Origin of the sequence: Mesorhizobium sp. M6A.T.Cr.TU.016.01.1.1, from assembly GCF_003952585.1 — a bacterium.
GTDB classification, from domain to species: domain Bacteria; phylum Pseudomonadota; class Alphaproteobacteria; order Rhizobiales; family Rhizobiaceae; genus Mesorhizobium; species Mesorhizobium mediterraneum.
In genome coordinates this window covers 87,920-104,798 of sequence record NZ_CP034452.1, presented here as the reverse complement: position 1 = coordinate 104,798, position 16,879 = coordinate 87,920, and the positions used below count along the sequence as shown (strand labels likewise).

Here is a 16,879-nt window from a genome sequence, read left to right as displayed (position 1 = left end):
GAGTTTTTGATCTCGGCGCGGGATGCAATCATCGAGCTTCGCGAAAGAGTATAGTATAATGCGATTACTTTGTGGGAGACGATGATGTATAGCGCAGATATTGGGATTGTCGGCGGCGGTCTGGAGGGTTCTATCGCCGCCGCGACGCTCGGGCGAGCCGGATTCTCGGTCGTCCTGATCGACGCGCATCATCCCTGTCCGGAGGATTTTCGCTGCGAGAAAATTGGGATTGTTGCCGCGTCAACGCTGTTTACCGAACTGTGGATTGCGCGGTTTGGTCGGGTGATAAACAAGCGCCCCTGGTTTGGTTTTGCAGCAAAAGACGGAGTCTTGAATTTTCTTCGACACCGTTTGGTTCGCCGTCACGATCGTGCTGTCAATGAAGTGGTGGGCGAAGGAGCGGGAATTGAATAATATTGATGTAGCGGTCCTCGGGGGTGGTACCGCCGGCTCGTTAGCCGCTGCGATGCTTGGCCGGATGGAGATTTCGACCATCCTTGTTGATATCCATCAAGTCTATCCAGGGGAGTTTCGCTGCGAAAAACTCGATGACGATCAAGTCGACTTGCTCAAAAAAACCGGGCTGGCGGATGCCGTATTGGCGGCTGCGACACCGATGACTGAGATATGGGTGGCCCGTCACGGTTATGTCATCGGTAAAAAGCATGGGAAACACGGCGAGCCCTGCGAATATGGGGTGGCTTATCAGGATTTGGTAAATGTTATTCGCCGCCAGATTCCAGATAGTGTCCAATTCATCTGCGCCAAAGTGACCAAAATAACGACGAGTTCCGACCGGCAGGAAATTACCCTGTCAAATGGTGACACATGGTCGACCCGATTGATTGTGGTGGCGACCGGCTTAAACAATGTCGTCCGGGGTGCGATCACGCGATCCGAGATCAGCAAATGCCACTCGATCAGTGTTGGTTTTGATCTCACCTCTAAAGCTGGTTTCAAATTTCAAGCTTTAACGTATTTTGCGGAAAAGCCAGGGCCTATGGGTTACGTGAGCATGTTTCCGATTGGTTCAAGAATGCGCGCCAATGTGTTCGTCTACCATGGTGATATACGCCATCCGTGGTGTCAGGAAGTGCGCACATCGCCGTTATCTGCATTGTATGCGGCAATGCCCCGATTGAAGCGTCTCCTCGGTGATGCTGTCGTGTCAAGCGATATTCAAATTCGACCCGTTGATCTTTACGCCGCGCAGAATCACGAACAGCAACCCGGTCTGGTATTGGCCGGTGACAGTTTTGCTACCAGCGATCCGGCGGCGGGTACCGGTCTCAATAAAGTGCTAACCGATGTTGATCGGTTATGCCATCATATTCCGACATGGTTAGCCACGCCCGGAATGGGCGTCGAGAAAATTCAGACGTACTACAGTGATCCCGTCAAAGTTGCCTGTGATGAATGGTCGCTTGCTGAAGCATCTTACAACCGATCACTGGCGTCCGATACAACGCTATTATGGCGTATTCGTCGGATGGGCAGGATTGGTCTCGACATGATGGGAATCTCGATCCCACAACTTCGCTTGGCGGCAAGCGGAGTTCGTTGGGGAGCAGGCTGAACTTGGCGGTATCGACAGCGTTGTTGGTCTTCATGCCGCGTCTGCCGCCTGCGCGGGCCGAAGCCGCTTCGTCGCGGCGAAGGCCCGTCAGGCTGGCGCCGATCAGGGCTTTCGACGTTTCCAAGACCAGGCTTAGAAAGTAGTGACCGCATCAACTGGTACGCATCACTGGCAGAAGCCATTCTGGCAGGAGACAAGCAGCCACATCAATTCGGATCGATCCTCTCCTCCCTCACCACGCGGGCAGGGTCGACGTCGCTTGGGTTGCACGCGGCAGGCAAGCTCTCGCAGGTCGGCGACAAGGTCGGGACCGACGAATCGGCCGGTTCTCTTGGCTCGCTTTCGCCCACGATGATGTTGACGAGGTCGCCTGGCTGCAACAGGGTCATCCCAACGGTCTCGATGCTGACCGGCCCGGCTGCCGATTGCCGCACGATTTGATAAATTACGCTGTTTGCGTCCTTCGCAAATTGGGCGCGGGTCACCGGCAACGTGTAAAGGATGCCTTCGCTGGCGTTCAACTCGCGCACATTGGCCGCGATCTGGCTCTCCGCGGTCTCGATCTCGACCTCCAGATCGTTCCTGAGGTCGGCCCGGGTCCGCAACACCTCAGACTCTAACCAAGCGAGGCGCTGGTTGGCGCTCGCGTACTGGTTAAGGGCGTCCTGCCGACGCTGTTCCGCGTCGGACAACTCACTCTGGATCTGAGCCATCACCGTCATGCTGAGAACTTTGCGGTCCACGAGCGTGCGCATGCTGTTGACGCGCTCCTGGCGCAGCTTGACCAATTCGTCGAGCGACTCCATGCGCCTATAAGCGACAACATCCTGCCTGGCCGCCTCCAGCGCCCGCAGGCTCGCGCGCTCGCGATCCTTGCGGGCCGTGGCGACGGCCTTGCGCCGGTCGCTCTGCTCGTTGACGAGGTTAGCAGCTTCGGTCGCGCCGGCCAGCTCCAGCAACTGGCGCGGGATAGTGGGTGCCGTGCCGTCGCGCTCGGCCTTCAGCACCGCCGCGCGCGCGAGCAACTTCAACATCGCATCGATCGCCGCGCTCCGCTTCTGGGTCTCACGCACGGTTTCGATCTTCTGCCACGGTTCGCTCTCGGCCCGGTCGAGTCCGCCGGCCAGCGCGATCGCATGCAGGATCGTCATGCCGGCCGCATACTTGAACGAGCCTGGATTCTTGACCGGCCCCAGCACGTAAATGGGTGGGCGCTCCAGCGGCAGGATGTTCACCAGTCCCTCGCGGCCCAGCAGTTGATTGAAGGTTTCCACCAGGTCGGCCTGTACCTGTTGCGTCGACCGGTTGGCGACCGGAATGGAGCCAAGCAAGGGCACGGAAATCGTGCCGTCCTCTTGGATAATATATTCGCCGCTCAGTTCCGGACGCTGCAGGATGCCGTGCAAGGCAGAGGACGCGCGCCCCCACTTGTCTTCCTCGACGTCGACGCGCTCGTAGAACGTGACCTTGAGGCGGTCGCCGATGCCAAACAGGGCTCCGGTTGGCACGCCTGGCGCATTGCTGAGGGTTTTGGAGCCCTCGGCACTGGTGGGGACGGCAGGGACGACGCTCCGCTCGACCAACGCCGCGGCGGACGCATCCGGTCCCGTGCTGAGAGTTTTGGGGGGCTCGGCACTGGTGGGGACCGCAGGGACGGCGCTCTGTTCGACCGGCGCCGCCGCAGCCGGTCCCGACACGATCGCGCGAGAGGGTTCGGCCGTGGCTTGGACCGGTTGTCCTTGCCAGCTATCGATAGCAGCAGACACCTTCTGCACCACGGCTCCGGAGGCATCCTCGACCTTCTGCATCACGGCTCCGGAGGCATCCTCGACCTTCTGCACCACGGCTCCGGAGACATCCGCGGCCTTGTGCACCACGGCGCCGGAGACATCCTCGGCCTTCTGCATCACGGCTCCGGAGATATCCTCGATCTTCTGCATCACGGGTCCGGAAACAACCTCGACGGCCGGCCAGTTTCCGATCGCGGCCCCTCCCAGGGCGGCGACCCCGCAGAGCCCAAAGGCAAGCAGGATGGCCTTCATTCCCCTGCGGCGAGCCGCCCGTGACGAAGGAGCGACGGGGTCGGAATTGTATTTTGTATCCATGGCCATGGCGCGTGGCTTTCAATGGCGGCCATCCCGTCCCGAACTGGTCAAGCACGGGTCGACGGGCACGGCTCTGCCTTATCGTGACCCTTCGCCGCCAGCGGCACAACTATCCCTTTGTGGGCACTCCTTCCGGATAAAGCGCGGCCTTCGTCCAATAGCCAGACTGCTGCGCTGCAGGAGAACTTGTTTGATGGCAAACGGGACAAAAGCGATCGAACGCAACGAAGAGGCGGAAATCTTGGTTACCGACGCAGCGCCTCGAACCGTCTGCGGCTCCGGCATGCATTCGCAGGATGGCTGGGCTGTTTCCAACTTCATCATCGAGGTGAGGTAACCATAGCGGACCTGGCCCCGCCTCATATTCCTTTCGTCAGCTCTCACGTCCTCGGCCGAAGTCCGTGCCGCTTGGACAACGCTACCGCGTCACGCACATCCCGCCGACGCAGGTACAGACGACAACGCTTGCCGCATGATTTGAGGAAAACCGATCGGAGACGGCCCGCTTCCAGTACAAACGGCGCACCTCTTTCGTTGCCACCGCCGAGGGTGATTTGAACCTGGACGTTCTTGATCGCGGAGCCTCGTATCAGGGTGAGGCTTGGCAAGTGAAGGCACCAGCCCGAATGCCGATATATCAAGGCAGGGAAGCGGGTCTCATTGAATGAATATTATCGAGAGAGTGGTACCCCTTTTGTGCTTTAAGCAGATCTTGCGGATGGTGAGACGGTTGAGTTGCTATCTTTTCGTTCCCTGACGGGCCATTGCCAGACGCGGCAGTAAGCATGCCATGGTTCATCGCCCAAACTGCAGCCTGTGTACGGTTGCGGACCCGGATCTTTCGGAGGATGGCCTTGACGTGTACCTTCACCGTAGCTTCGGCAATGTTGATCTCGCGCGCGATGGCTTTGTTAGACTCCCCTTCGATTAAGCGACGTAGAATACAGTTTTCCCGATCTGACAAAATTGATAGTTCTTGATCCTCATGCTCCACTTTAACAACCGCATTTGTTAACTCATCAGCTACCGCGTCAGGTTTCAGATCATGCCTTATATCTTGAATAGCCGTTGAAGTTTCGGCAGGTAACACCGTCTGCCCTAGCATAACCAATTCGAGAGCTTTGATGAAGGTGTCGTAAGCAGCGACTTTTATCAAATACCCGTCTGCCCCCGCACGAAAAGCTGAAACTATATCGGTCGATCGACAGTGATCGGCTAGCGCGACGACATGGCTGGTCGGATAAATCGCTTTGAATTCTGCAATTTGTGCGAATTCAGCATCCGCATCAGTACCGCCGACATCTATGATGAGCAAGATGGACCGGTGCTGGGCTAGCGGCTTCTGCAGAAGATCGTGAACACAAGCCGCAGAGAAAAGGACACGAAACTTTGCCGCTTCCAGGATTCGACTAAGGCCTTCTCGGAGTAACTCGCTCGGCCCGACAAGTACTGTTATAAAAGATTGTCTTGTCATCATTGCCTCTCGCTCCGGCGCGATTGAGGTACACGCGTCGAGTAGGGCACTCCACGCGCCAACCGCACTCGATGCCCCCGGTTTGAGTCTCTTGCAGTTCCTCACTCCCTCCTTGGCGAGAATAGGTTGGGCAGTGTAAGATCTATTTATAAGCAGTCTCTAACATAGGTTGCTTTTTCGGTAAATTTTGCCGGCAACGGACGCCAAACTGGAACCCAAGGGCGCGGCAATCTGCCTGAAGACGCAGGGATGGGACGGCTTAGCCATCTCAAGCCGCTGGTAGTCGAACGACGATCGGGATGGTGCCTGCGGCGATTGCAGCGATAGGCGAGGATTCCTGAAGGCGGTGGTTGGCATGGTCAGGTCGCAGCGCTTTGATATCGTTGCCCAACGCTTTAGGTGAGAACACCCGATAGATCTGCCGCAGTGTGTGAGCCACTTGCACTTATTCTGCGGCACGCTCTCGCCGCGCGATAGGCCGTGTCGCCGTCGGTCATGATGGTCGGGCCTTTTGCATATTGCTCAACACGGACGAGGTTAAGTTCCGCTCGGCCCGTCCTTCACCGCACGCCGGATGCGGATACCCTGTGGTCGAGATATATCACCGCCCCGCCAGGCCGCGCACGACCAGTCGTCCGGAAACATTTGGCTGGAACTGGTCCAGCAACGGCGGAGGGTCGTCTTCCAGCGGAAAACTTGCTAATGGCCCGTGCGCTGCCGCTCTAGGAGATAGCCGTTACCTGAGATACTCGTTGTCGAATCCGGCTATTTCGACCAGCTTCTTGCGGTTGATCACCTGTACATGGCCCGCCTTGAAAGAGACGAGATCGGCCCTGCGGAGTTCCCCCAACGTTCGGTTGACGTGAACGGTGGTCATTCCGAGAATGTCGGCCAAGTCATATTGCGTAAGGGGACACTCATATCTTCCATGGGCCGACAAGCCAACCATGGAGAGCCTCTCCTCCAACTCGAGCAGGAAATGGGCGGTGCGGCTCATCGCGGTCCGCCGCCCGGTATTCATGAGATGTTCGGCAAGGATGGCGTTCAGGCGGGCCAGGGAGCAGACGATCTTCTTCCCGAGACGGCCTTCCGACAAGATGGCCTCGACAAGTTCCTTACTGGAAATTTCATAAACAGTTAGTTCGGTTATGGACGCCAGCGATGCTAAACGTGGTCCGTCCACAGAACGGAAACCGACAATGTCCCCCGTGAGGGGAGTGTCGATGATCTGCCGTTCTCCGTCCGGTAGCCCGTGGGAAAGGATGGCCCAACCCGATTTTACGATGAATATCTCATCGTTATCGTCATCCTGGCGGCCTATCACCGAATGGGGTTTGTAGATTTTTGCGGTAACACCGAGAAAATCGTCATTCCCCCAATCGTTCTTCGACAATGTCGCCCCTATGGGATGCGAGCGCATGAACTGCCATAGTGTCTGCATGAAGAATCGCGAGGTTGCCCCTGTTTCCGCACAATAATTGCCCCCGGACGAGTTCGACAGACAGATCTCCTACCGTAGGGGCAGGCTGGCCCACTGTCCTCGTCTGTTTGAATGAGGCAAATTGCGCTTAGATCAAGGTGTTGCAAGCATCAGGCGGTTAAGGCTCCCGGCTTGTCTCGGGACACTCGCTCTTTGCTCGCTCGGCGGCGTGGCGGTTGCCGGCGCGCTCGATGCGGCCGATAATTTTCATCATGAAAACGCTGACGCCGATGCCTGAGTTCAAACGCAGCGTTCATGGCATGCCGCAAGAAAAGCGCACGCTTCTTCGCTGTGCGGTCGATGAACGAATGCGGGAAGAGGAATGCTGACGCTGACGCGTCCGGCCTGACCACTTGCCGCACTACGGGCTACGAGTTCCTGTTCGGGCTCGATCATGTGTTTATCCCCCTATCGATTTATTCCATAGGTGGATAAAGCTGAGGCGGCGCACTATCCGGCGACCGTTGCTCGATCTTGTCCTATTCCATTCGCGGTTCCATCGCCTCAGTTCTAAGGAACGGGGCGACGCGAAACGAGACTGGTCCACTCGATGAGAGGGCGGCGGGACTGAGGACGCAGCGGAAACAACGAAACAATCCGCGCTGTAGTCGCGAGGCGGTCATATCGCCAGTTGCGATATGGAGGCGCAGAGGGGCAGGCCGTAGCTCGAAGTATGGGTGTTGTCTTCGGGTCAGTTCGAGACGTCGGACCCACCGGATTGAATTTTTGCATTCTCGCGCGTCTTACCAGAACCGGTCGGACCGCTTCCTGCCCATTGAAGTCATTCGACAGCTGTCGGCGGTTGCGAGCTTTTGGCGCGCAGCAGACTAGTTTGGATGGCGCGGCCTCAGAGAGCACCATCTGCAAAATCGCGAGTGGTTAATGTGGTCTTGGCTTTGGTCGGTGCGGAAACAAGCCGATCCGGGCTGGCGGGTGCAATGGCATAGATAGCGCTTGATAATCATGCGTCTGCCAGCTGCACCGAGGTGCCTAGATGCTGTTTCCGGTTTTCTGTGGGGTAGGCGGTATTCGGGCCGCCTAAGTATTTGTTTTTTCTGGTCGGAGTGGCAGGATTTGAACCTGCGACCCCATCGTCCCGAACGATGTGCGCTACCAGGCTGCGCTACACTCCGTGACCAGACCGCGGGCTTATAGCCGCCGCACTTCGTTCCTGCAAGCGCCAATGGCAGCGCTTCTGTCGCATTTCTTCCGCTTTCGCTTTAACGTCATACAGGTTTCAGTTTCCTGGGGGATAAACACGGCTTAAAGGCTCGTGTTATAGGCATCGGCCACCTGCGTTGAAACCACTCTGATTCCAGCCGCTTGGAGTTGCTGTCTTGCCCCTGAAGATCGTTAGCGAAGCCCGTCCCAACACCTTCGAGTTTGAAACCTCGGCGCTTATCAAGGCGTCCGGCTTTCGTGAGTATGACGCGCGCTGGTGGTTCGGCCATCCGGGCTCTGCGGAGCCGCCGGAGCTCAACCTGATCGGTGTTCAGGCGCTCGGCATGGGGCTCGGCACGTTGATCCGGCGCCTGGGCGCCGGGCCGGATATCGTGACCGGGCATGATTTCCGTTCCTATTCGCTGGCAATCAAGCTGGCGCTGGTTTCCGGGCTGATGGCCGCCGGCGCGCGGGTCAGGGATATCGGGCTGGCGCTGTCACCGATGGCTTATTTTGCCCAGTTCGCGCTCGACACGCCGTCCGTCGCCATGGTCACCGCCTCGCACAACGAAAACGGCTGGAGCGGCGTCAAGATGGGGGCGGCGCGTCCCCTGACCTTCGGTCCGGAGGAAATGAGCGCATTGAAGACGATCGTGCTTGCCGGCGACTTCGACCTTGTCGGCGGCGGCTCCTATGACTTCGTTGCGGATTTCCGCAAAACCTATCTGGACGACCTGACCACTGGGAAACGCATATCACGAAAGCTCAAGGTGGTCGCCGCCTGCGGTAACGGCACTGCCGGCGCCTTCGCGCCTGAAGCGCTGGAGCGGATCGGCTGCGAGGTGATCCCGCTCGATGTCGAGCTCGACCATACATTTCCGAACTACAATCCCAATCCCGAAGACATGAAGATGCTGCACGCGATCCGCGACAAGGTGCTGGAGACGGGAGCCGACGTCGGGCTTGGCTTCGACGGCGATGGCGACCGCTGCGGCGTGGTCGACAATGAAGGCAACGAGATCTTCGCCGACAAGGTCGGCGTCATGCTCGCGCGCGACATCGCGCGACTGCATCCCGGCTCGACCTTCGTCGTCGACGTCAAGTCGACCGGATTGTTCAACACCGACGCCGCGTTGCGCGCCGATGGCGCCGTCACCGATTATTGGAAGACCGGCCACTCCTACATAAAACGGCGCGTGGCTGAGCTTGGCGCCATCGCTGGTTTCGAGAAATCCGGTCATTTCTTCTTCAATCCGCCGATCGGGCGCGGCTATGACGATGGTCTCATCACAGCCATCGCCATCTGCCAGATGCTGGATCGCAGCCCGGGCAGCAGCATGGCCGATCTCTATCGCGCCCTGCCGCTGACCTTCGGCACGCCGACCATGTCGCCACACTGCGCCGACGAGCTGAAATACGGTGTGGTCGAGCGGGTCGTTTCCGATTTCCAGGCCATGAAGCAGGACGGCACTGTCTTCGCCGGCCAGAAGATCGCCGAGCTGATCACAGTCAATGGCGTGCGCGTCGTTGCCGAGGACGGCACCTGGGGCCTGGTGCGGGCGTCATCGAACAAGCCGGAGCTTGTCGTGGTGGTGGAGAGCCCGGTGTCGTCGGAGCGGCGCCGGCAGATGTTCGAAGGCGTCGATGCGGTGCTGCGCCGCAGCCCGGAAGTCGGCGCTTATAATCAGACCTTCTAGGTAGCGCCTCATCGCATCCAGGGTGAGAGGACCATGCAAGGGAAGCGGTCCAGCTTGTCGCTGATCCGCTTCCGCCGGGCATCATCGCAAACGGGGAACTCAGTCGGGCTTAAGATGCCTGCTCAAGAGCGTTCCAGTCGAACTTCCGCGCCCAGTCAGCAAAACTGTGCCAGCGGACCTCCGGGAAATCTCGGTGCAAAGCCGCGATATCGACGTCGTAGCCGACGCGGTCGAACCACTCGAACATCAGCGCTACGTCCTCGCTTTGCTGGCGGGCCACCGCGATCGGAATTTCCTGATAGTTGATCGGGCGGCCGATGGCCTGCGAAAGGATCTTGGCCTGGTCTTCGCCGGACAACTCGTCTCCGGCGAAATCGAAACGCTTGCCGAACACGCGCTCGCGCCGCTCGACCAGGGTGGCAACAAAGGCGCCGATGTCCGCCAGGGCGACCAGCTGGAGGGGGCGTTTGGCGGGCACTGCGAAAGCATGCGTGCCTTGGCTGAGCGCGCCGATCGACCACGGCGCGACGAAATTCTCCATGAAAGCAACCGGGGCGCTGATTGTATAGGGAAGGCCGAGCCGTTCGACATGCTGCTCGACGAGATATTTGCTTTCGAAATGCGGGATGCCGGTTTTCTTGTCGGCATCGGCAACGGACGAATAGATCAAATGTCCGACGCCGGCAGCCTTGGCTGCATCGGCGGCCAGAATCCCCTGGCGGGTCTCCTCTTCCATCCCGGCCTCGTAGCTGTTGCCCATCAAGAACATGGTGTCGACGTCTTTTGCAGCCTTCATAACGGAGGCCGTATCGCCGAGATCGCCGGTCACGATCTCGGCGCCTGCCGACGCCAATTGCCGCGCGGCATCGCTGTCCGGCCTGCGCGTCAATGCCTTGACGCGATGTCCGCTCGACAGCAAGGCACGCGCAACTGCGCCGCCTTGCTGGCCTGTGGCGCCGGTGACTAGAATGCTTCGTTTAGTGGTCATGTGGTTGCTCCTTTTTTGCGGTGGAGCAAAATTAAGGTTTGTCACATTGATGCACAATTGCATATAATTGGAAAACTTTGTCCCATATGCGGATACAATGATCGATCTCAATGATATCGTGGTGTTCGCTCGCGTCGTCGAAGCTCGCAGCTTCACCGCTGCCGCGCGGCTGCTTGCCATGCCCAAGACGACGGTCAGTCGACGCGTTGCCGCGCTCGAGCGTGAGGTTGGGGTCCGCCTGCTGCAGCGCACCACGCGCAGCCTCAACGTGACGGATGCCGGGCGTCTGTATTACGAGCAGAGCAGTCAGGCGCTGCGGACGATCGAGGAAGCAAATCTGCGCCTTGCGGAAGCGAAGGCGGAGCCATCGGGCACGATTCGCATTTCGGCGCCCGTTGGCTTCGGGAGCCATTTCCTCACAGCTGCCGTGGTCGACTTTCTGGCAATGTATCCGAAGACCAAGGTCGAGCTCCGCCTGACCGACGACAAGCTCAACCTGGTTGAGGACGGTATAGATCTCGCCTTCCGAACCGGCATCCTACAGGATTCGACGCTGATTGCCCGCAAACTCGGCTCCACGCACAGGCTGCTCTGCGCCAGCCCGGACTATCTCGCAAGGCACGGGATGCCGAAACGCCTGGCGGATCTTGCGCACCACCAGTGCGTCATCGCAGGCCCTTCGACCTCCGGCACCCATTGGGTGCTGGACGGGCCACACGGTCAGGAGACGGTCACGGTGGCCGGGCGCTTCGCCGCTAATGAAATGCAGGCGGTCGTTGCGGCCACGCTCGCAGGCTTCGGCATCGCCCAATTGCCGCACAGCATCGCCGAGCCCCTCATCAATGGGGGGCGGCTGAGCCGCGTTCTCCGGGACTACACGACGCCGGCTGGCGGGCTGCATGTCCTATATCCGAGCAGCCGGCATCTTTCGCCCCTGGTCAAGGCATTCATCGAGCTTGCATCCGACCGGATTTCCAGTCTGGCAAATACTGCGGCTGACCAGCAGTAGCCGCGTGCCTCAATACGGGCTCGCCACATCCCCGGTCTCGACATAGACCGACTTCAGCTGCGAATAGAGCGCCAGCGCGGCAAGCGAGTTTTCCCGCCCGATTCCCGACTGCTTGAAGCCGCCGAAGGGAATTTCGACCGGCGTCAGATTGTAGGCGTTGATCCAGCAGGTCCCGGCCTGCAGCTCGGCGATAACGCGGTGGGCGCGCGGCAGGTCGCGCGTGAACACACCCGCGGCAAGGCCGAACTCGGTATCGTTGGCCCGGTCGATCACCTCGTCCTCGCCGTCGAATTTGAGCACGCTCATCACCGGCCCGAAAATCTCCTCGCGCGCGATGCGCATCGTGTCGGTGACGCCGGTGAAAACCGTCGGCTCGACGAAGAAGCCGTCCTGGAAACCCTGCAGCGAAGGCACATTGCCGCCGCAGGCGAGCACAGCGCCATCCTGCTTGCCTGCCTCGATATAGCCGATGACCTTTTCGTGCTGCGCCTTCGAGACCAGCGGTCCCATCTGCGTTTCCGGGTCGAGCGGATCGCCGATGCGGATCTTCTTCGTCCGCTCGACCAGCCGTTCGACGAAACGGTCGTGGATGCCCTTCTGCACGAAGACCCGCGTGCCGTTGGAGCAGATCTGGCCGGTCGAATAGAAATTGCCGAGCATGGCGCCGCCAATGGCGTTTTCGAGATCGGCATCGTCGAAGACAATCAGCGGCGACTTGCCGCCGAGCTCCATGGTGGCGTGCTTCATCTTCGAGCCGGCGAGCGACAGCACCTTGCGCCCAGTCGGCACCGAGCCCGTCACCGAGACTTTGGCGACGACATCATGCCCGACGAGGCCGGCGCCGACATCGCCATAGCCTTGCACCACGTTGAAGAGCCCGTCGGGGAGGCCGGCCTCGGTATAGATTTCGGCGAGCGCCAGCGCCGATAATGGCGTGTTCTCAGACGGCTTGAACACCATGGCGTTGCCCATGGCGAGTGCGGGTGCCGATTTCCAGCCGGCGATCTGGATCGGATAGTTCCAGGCGCCGATGCCGACACAGACGCCCAGCGCTTCGCGCCTCGTATAGGCGAAGGGTCCGCCGAGATCGAAGGACTCGCCATTATAGGCAGCGACCGCGCCACCGAAATATTCGAGGCAGTCGGCTGCCGATGGCGCATCCGCCACCAGCGTCTCCTGGATCGCCTTACCGGTATCAAGCGTCTCGATGCGCGCCAGGTCGGTGTTGCGCGCGCGCAAGATGTCAGCGGCGCGGCGCAGGATGCGTCCGCGCTCGACCGGCTTCAGCCGCGCCCAGGCCGGTTGTGCTGCACGCGCCGCTTCGATCGCGAGTTCCAGCACGTTCGGCGTCGCCGAACGCAGCATCGCGATGGTCTCGCCGGTTGCCGGATAGATGACCGGCAGCGGCGCACCCTGCTCGTCGTCGATGTAGCGTCCGTTGACATAGTGCGATGCCGTTGGTTGGGCGCGCATAGCTGTTCTCCAATCGTCTTCGCCAGAGCGGAGCAGTCCGCCGGATCATGGCCTATCTGTCTGACACCTGCCAGCGCGGATTGATCCATGGTTCCTGGTTGGACGGCGCCAGCGGCGTGCGGCCAAGAATGTGGTCGGCGGCCTTTTCGCCTGTCATGATCGACGGCGCGTTGAGATTGCCGTTGGTGACGCGCGGGAAGATCGAGGAATCGGCGACCCGCAACCCTTCGACGCCGATGACACGGCATTCCGGATCGACGACGCTCATCGGATCATCGGCGCGACCCATCTTGCAGGTGCCGCAAGGGTGGTAGGCGCTTTCGGCATGGTCGCGGATGAAGGCATCGAGATCGTCGTCCGACTGCACGTGCGAGCCCGGCGAGAGTTCCTCGCCGCGATAAAGATCGAATGCCGACTGGCCGAAGATCTCACGCGTCAGCCGGATGCAGTGGCGGAACTCGGTCCAGTCGTCCGGATGCGACATGTAGTTGAAGCGGATCACCGGCTTCGACCTGGGGTCGGGCGAGCGCAGCGTGACAGAACCGCGCGATTTCGATCGCATCGGCCCGACATGCGCCTGGAAACCGTGCGCCTTCGCCGCCGCCTTGCCGTCATAGCGAACCGCCGCCGGGATGAAATGATACTGGATGTCGGGATAGTCGACGCCGGCGCGCGAGCGCACGAAGGCGGCCGCCTCGAAATGGTTGGTTGCGCCAAGACCCGACTTGAAGAACAGCCATTGCGCGCCGATCATTGCCTTGGAGAAGGGGTTCAGCACCGAATTCAGCGTGATCGGCTGCGTCGATTCCTGCTGGATATAGAGCTCCATATGGTCCTGCAGGTTGCGGCCGACGCCGGGCCGGTTAGCCACCACCTGAATGCCGTATTCCCTGAGATGTTCGGCCGGGCCGATGCCGGACAGCATCAGGATCTTGGGCGAATTGATCGAGGAGGCGGCAACGATCACTTCACGTCGCGCCTTGACCACCTGAATCCGTTTGCGCGTTTCGATCTCGACACCAGTGGCGCGTTGATTCTCGATGATCACCCGCCGGGCGAAGCCTTTGACCAAGCTCACATTTTTCCGCCTCAGCGCCGGCCTGAGATAGGCGCTCGCCGCCGACCAGCGGCGGCCGCCGCGAATGGTCTGCTCCATTGGCCCAAAGCCTTCCTGCTTCGCGCCGTTGTAGTCGTCGGTCAGCTCGAAGCCGGCCTGACGGCCTGCCTCGACGAAGGCGCCGTAGAGTGGGTTCGTCCTTGAGCCGCGCTGCACGGACAGCGGGCCGCCGTGGCCGCGCCAGCCATTCTCGCCGCCATTGCTGTCCTCCATGCGCTTGAAGTAGGGGAGCACGTCGGCAAACCCCCAGCCAGCCGCGCCCTGTTCGGCCCAATGGTCGAAATCGCGGGCGTGGCCGCGTACATAGACCATGCCATTGATCGAGGACGAGCCGCCGATGACCTTGCCGCGCGGCGTCGCCAGCACGCGGCCGCCGAGATCCGGCTCCGGCTCGCTGGCAAAGCCCCAGTCGTAGAGGCTCATGTTGAGTGGGATCGACAGCGCCGACGGCATCTGGATCAGCGGCCCGACATCGCTGCCGCCGAACTCGATGACGATCACCGAATGCTTGCCATCCTCCGACAGGCGGTAGGCCATGGCCGAGCCGGCCGAGCCGGAGCCGATGATGACGAAATCCGCCTCAAGCATGGTTCATATGCGCCATGAAATCAGCGAGCGAGGGAACAAGTGCCATCATTCGCCTCGCGGAAAGCGCTTCTGCTCTTCGAGCAGGTCAAGGTTCATGTGGTTGCGCATGTAGCGTTCCGAAGCTTTCTGCAGCGGCTGGAATTCCCAGGGGTAGTGAGTGCCGTTGCGCAGCGCCGGGTAGACCACCCAGCGGCGCGCCTGGCTAGTGCGCACGGCGGCGTCGAAGGCCGCCATGTCCCAGCGCGCCCGGACCTTTTCGGTGAAACCAGCAACCAAAGCGGCATGTGCCGGGTCGGCGGCGAGATTGGCCAGCTCGAGCGGATCCGATTCAAGATCAAACAGTTGCGGCGGATCGATCTCGCAATGGATGAATTTGTAGCGGCCCTCGCGGATCGCCACCATCGGCGCGTTGGAGCCTTCGGCAGCATACTCCATCAGCACCGGCGCAGTGCGTTCCTTGCCGTCGAGCAGCGGCAGCAGCGACTGGCCGTCGGTCCATGGCGCAATCGCGCTCATGTCGATGCCGGCGAGGTCGCAAAGCGTCGGCGTGACATCGAGATTGGAGACTGGGGTCTCGATCAGCTTGGCGTGTATGCCCTTGCCGGCGATCATCAGCGGCACCCGCGCCGAGCCCTCGAAAAAGCACATCTTGAACCACAGGCCGCGCTCGCCGAGCATGTCGCCGTGATCCGAGCAGAACAGGATGATCGTGTCGTCGAGCATTCGCGTGCGTTGCAGCACCGAAAGCAACTCGCCGACCTTGTCGTCGAGATAGGAGATGTTGGCGAAATAGCCGCGCCGCGCGCGGCGGATCTGCTCCGGCGTGATCTTGAAGCTGTCATGGTCGCTGGCCCGGTAGAGCCGCTGCGAATGCGGATCCTGCCTGTCGTAGGGAATGAAGCCCACCTCGGGCTCAAGCGCCGGGCAGTCCTCGTAGAGATCCCAATAGCGCTGCCGAGCGACATAGGGGTCGTGCGGATGGGTGAAGGAAACCGTCAGGCACCACGGCCGGCGCGAAGCGTCGTCGGAGACGCGGGCGAAATCATAGAGCTTCTGCACCGCGTGGAAAGCGACCTCGTCGTCATACTCCATCTGGTTGGTGATCTCGGCGACACCGGCACCGACCACCGAGCCGAGATTGTGATACCACCAGTCGATCCGTTCACCGGGCTTGCGATAGTCCGGCGTCCAGCCGAAATCGGCCGGATAGATGTCGGTGGTCAGCCGCTCCTCGAAGCCGTGCAACTGGTCCGGCCCAACGAAATGCATCTTGCCGGACAGGCAAGTATGGTAGCCGGCGGCGCGCAGATGATGCGCATAGGTCGGGATCGACGAGACGAATTCGGCAGCGTTGTCATAGACCTCGGTGCGTGACGGCAACTGGCCGCTCATGAACGCGGCCCGGCCTGGTGCGCAGAGCGGCGAGGCGGTGTAATTGTTCTTGAAGCGCGTCGCGTGCGCCGCCAGTAGCTTGAGATGCGGCGCGTGCAGGAAGTCCGCCGGCCCGTCCGGGAACAATGTGCCGTTGAGCTGATCGACCATGACGATCAGGAAATTGGGTCGCTTGGACGTCACTGCGCGCTCCGCCGGCTTAGTTTCGTTTCGAGATAATCCTCGATCAGCGCGATCGCGGTCGCGGCATTGGGCGCGCCGTCCTTCAGCGCGCGCCTGATGTAGAGCCCGTCGATCAGCGCCGCTGTCGCCTCGGCGACGCGGTCGGCTTCGCTTCTCGGCAGGATGCCGGTCAGCCCGCTCAACAGATTGGAATGCAGGCGCCTCGCATAGACCTTGAGCAGGCGGCGAAGTGCTGCCGATTTCTGCGCCTCGACATAGAAGGCGAGCCAGGCCGCAATCGTCTCCGGCTGGAACTGGGCGTCGGAGAAATTGACGGCGACCACCGCCGAGACGCGCTCGCGTGCCGTGCTGGCCGATCGAAGCGCGCGCCGCATGTCGGCGGTCAGCTCGGCCAGGATGTGCCGCATCGTTGCCAGCAAAAGCTCGTCCTTGGCGCCGAAATAGTGATGGGCAAGCGCCGAGGACACGCCGGCGCGCCCGGCGATTTCCGACATCGTCACATCAAGCGACCCGCGCTCGCCGATCGCTGAGATCGTCGCGTCGATGAGCGCCCTGCGGCGCAACGGCTCCATTCCGACTTTCGGCATTCTTGCTCCGGCCCTGTTGCGACAAGATTATTTTTTATTGACGGATCAA

General features: G+C 60.6%; 13 protein-coding genes and 1 tRNA gene. 5 read left to right on the top strand and 9 right to left on the bottom strand.

Going from position 1 to position 16,879, the window contains the following annotated elements; genetic code table 11:
• The first annotated feature begins 81 nt into the window (after positions 1 to 81).
• Both EJ075_RS00475 and EJ075_RS00470 read left to right on the top strand, forming a co-directional pair.
• Positions 82 to 414: an NAD(P)-binding protein gene (locus EJ075_RS00475; protein WP_245458069.1), complete on the top strand. Its 333-nt coding sequence runs from the start codon at positions 82 to 84 to the stop codon at positions 412 to 414.
• Positions 407 to 1,576, top strand: coding sequence for an NAD(P)/FAD-dependent oxidoreductase (locus EJ075_RS00470; RefSeq protein WP_158302621.1), 1,170 nt, complete (start codon positions 407 to 409; stop codon positions 1,574 to 1,576). Before EJ075_RS00475 ends, EJ075_RS00470 begins: the two co-directional genes overlap by 8 nt.
• A 206-nt stretch (positions 1,577 to 1,782) precedes the next feature.
• On the opposite strand, the gene EJ075_RS00465 is transcribed toward EJ075_RS00470, so the two are convergent.
• Positions 1,783 to 3,618: a polysaccharide biosynthesis/export family protein gene (locus EJ075_RS00465; RefSeq protein ID WP_164547005.1), complete on the bottom strand. Its 1,836-nt coding sequence runs from the start codon at positions 3,616 to 3,618 to the stop codon at positions 1,783 to 1,785.
• A gap of 256 nt (positions 3,619 to 3,874) precedes the next feature.
• Between EJ075_RS00465 and EJ075_RS33035 the strand changes: the two genes are divergently transcribed.
• Positions 3,875 to 4,018: a hypothetical protein gene (locus EJ075_RS33035; RefSeq protein ID WP_158302623.1), complete on the top strand. Its 144-nt coding sequence runs from the start codon at positions 3,875 to 3,877 to the stop codon at positions 4,016 to 4,018.
• A 300-nt stretch (positions 4,019 to 4,318) separates the two neighbouring features.
• On the opposite strand, the gene EJ075_RS00460 is transcribed toward EJ075_RS33035, so the two are convergent.
• The 3 genes from EJ075_RS00460 to EJ075_RS00450 form a co-directional block, all read right to left on the bottom strand.
• Positions 4,319 to 5,158 carry a response regulator transcription factor gene (locus EJ075_RS00460; RefSeq protein WP_126102952.1) on the bottom strand — a complete coding sequence of 280 codons (840 nt, stop codon included), beginning with the start codon at positions 5,156 to 5,158 and terminating at the stop codon, positions 4,319 to 4,321.
• A gap of 733 nt (positions 5,159 to 5,891) precedes the next feature.
• The gene (locus EJ075_RS00455; protein WP_245458068.1) at positions 5,892 to 6,548 is read right to left on the bottom strand and encodes a Crp/Fnr family transcriptional regulator; all 657 of its coding nucleotides are present in this window, start codon (positions 6,546 to 6,548) and stop codon (positions 5,892 to 5,894) included.
• Between the two features lie 1,143 nt (positions 6,549 to 7,691).
• Positions 7,692 to 7,768 (bottom strand) — tRNA-Pro (locus tag EJ075_RS00450).
• A 204-nt stretch (positions 7,769 to 7,972) separates the two neighbouring features.
• Between EJ075_RS00450 and EJ075_RS00445 the strand changes: the two genes are divergently transcribed.
• A complete protein-coding gene (locus EJ075_RS00445; RefSeq protein ID WP_126102950.1) occupies positions 7,973 to 9,493 on the top strand; it encodes a phosphomannomutase/phosphoglucomutase in 1,521 nt (506 codons plus the stop codon).
• A gap of 109 nt (positions 9,494 to 9,602) precedes the next feature.
• Here the strand turns inward: EJ075_RS00445 and EJ075_RS00440 are convergent, their stop codons facing one another.
• Entirely contained in the window at positions 9,603 to 10,481 is an 879-nt protein-coding gene (locus EJ075_RS00440) for an NmrA/HSCARG family protein (RefSeq protein ID WP_126102949.1), read from the bottom strand.
• A gap of 97 nt (positions 10,482 to 10,578) precedes the next feature.
• On the opposite strand from EJ075_RS00440, the gene EJ075_RS00435 reads away from it, so the two are divergent.
• Positions 10,579 to 11,490 carry a LysR family transcriptional regulator gene (locus tag EJ075_RS00435; protein WP_126102948.1) on the top strand — a complete coding sequence of 304 codons (912 nt, stop codon included), beginning with the start codon at positions 10,579 to 10,581 and terminating at the stop codon, positions 11,488 to 11,490.
• 9 nt (positions 11,491 to 11,499) lie between these two features.
• Here the strand turns inward: EJ075_RS00435 and betB are convergent, their stop codons facing one another.
• From betB to betI, 4 genes are read right to left on the bottom strand one after another with little or no spacing between them, the layout of a single operon-like run.
• Complete coding sequence (gene betB / locus EJ075_RS00430) at positions 11,500 to 12,963, bottom strand: betaine-aldehyde dehydrogenase (RefSeq protein WP_126102947.1); 1,464 nt, start codon at positions 12,961 to 12,963, stop codon at positions 11,500 to 11,502.
• A 52-nt stretch (positions 12,964 to 13,015) separates the two neighbouring features.
• Positions 13,016 to 14,668, bottom strand: a complete 1,653-nt coding sequence (gene betA / locus EJ075_RS00425) for a choline dehydrogenase (RefSeq protein ID WP_126102946.1) — start codon at positions 14,666 to 14,668, stop codon at positions 13,016 to 13,018.
• A gap of 45 nt (positions 14,669 to 14,713) precedes the next feature.
• A complete protein-coding gene (gene betC / locus EJ075_RS00420; protein ID WP_126102945.1) occupies positions 14,714 to 16,243 on the bottom strand; it encodes a choline-sulfatase in 1,530 nt (509 codons plus the stop codon).
• Entirely contained in the window at positions 16,240 to 16,830 is a 591-nt protein-coding gene (gene betI, locus EJ075_RS00415; protein ID WP_126102944.1) for a transcriptional regulator BetI, read from the bottom strand. Before betI ends, betC begins: the two co-directional genes overlap by 4 nt.
• Positions 16,831 to 16,879: the final 49 nt, after the last annotated feature.

What these genes read in the sequence shown, in the direction of transcription:
- EJ075_RS00475 (WP_245458069.1), top strand. Translation starts at nt 82, where the DNA reads ATGATGTATAGCGCAGATATTGGGATTGTCGGCGGCGGTCTGGAGGGT.
- EJ075_RS00465 (WP_164547005.1), bottom strand. Translation starts at nt 3,618, where the DNA reads ATGAAGGCCATCCTGCTTGCCTTTGGGCTCTGCGGGGTCGCCGCCCTG.
- EJ075_RS33035 (WP_158302623.1), top strand. Translation starts at nt 3,875, where the DNA reads ATGGCAAACGGGACAAAAGCGATCGAACGCAACGAAGAGGCGGAAATC.
- EJ075_RS00460 (WP_126102952.1), bottom strand. Translation starts at nt 5,158, where the DNA reads ATGATGACAAGACAATCTTTTATAACAGTACTTGTCGGGCCGAGCGAG.
- EJ075_RS00440 (WP_126102949.1), bottom strand. Translation starts at nt 10,481, where the DNA reads ATGACCACTAAACGAAGCATTCTAGTCACCGGCGCCACAGGCCAGCAA.
- EJ075_RS00435 (WP_126102948.1), top strand. Translation starts at nt 10,579, where the DNA reads ATGATCGATCTCAATGATATCGTGGTGTTCGCTCGCGTCGTCGAAGCT.
- betB (WP_126102947.1), bottom strand. Translation starts at nt 12,963, where the DNA reads ATGCGCGCCCAACCAACGGCATCGCACTATGTCAACGGACGCTACATC.
- betA (WP_126102946.1), bottom strand. Translation starts at nt 14,668, where the DNA reads ATGCTTGAGGCGGATTTCGTCATCATCGGCTCCGGCTCGGCCGGCTCG.
- betI (WP_126102944.1), bottom strand. Translation starts at nt 16,830, where the DNA reads ATGCCGAAAGTCGGAATGGAGCCGTTGCGCCGCAGGGCGCTCATCGAC.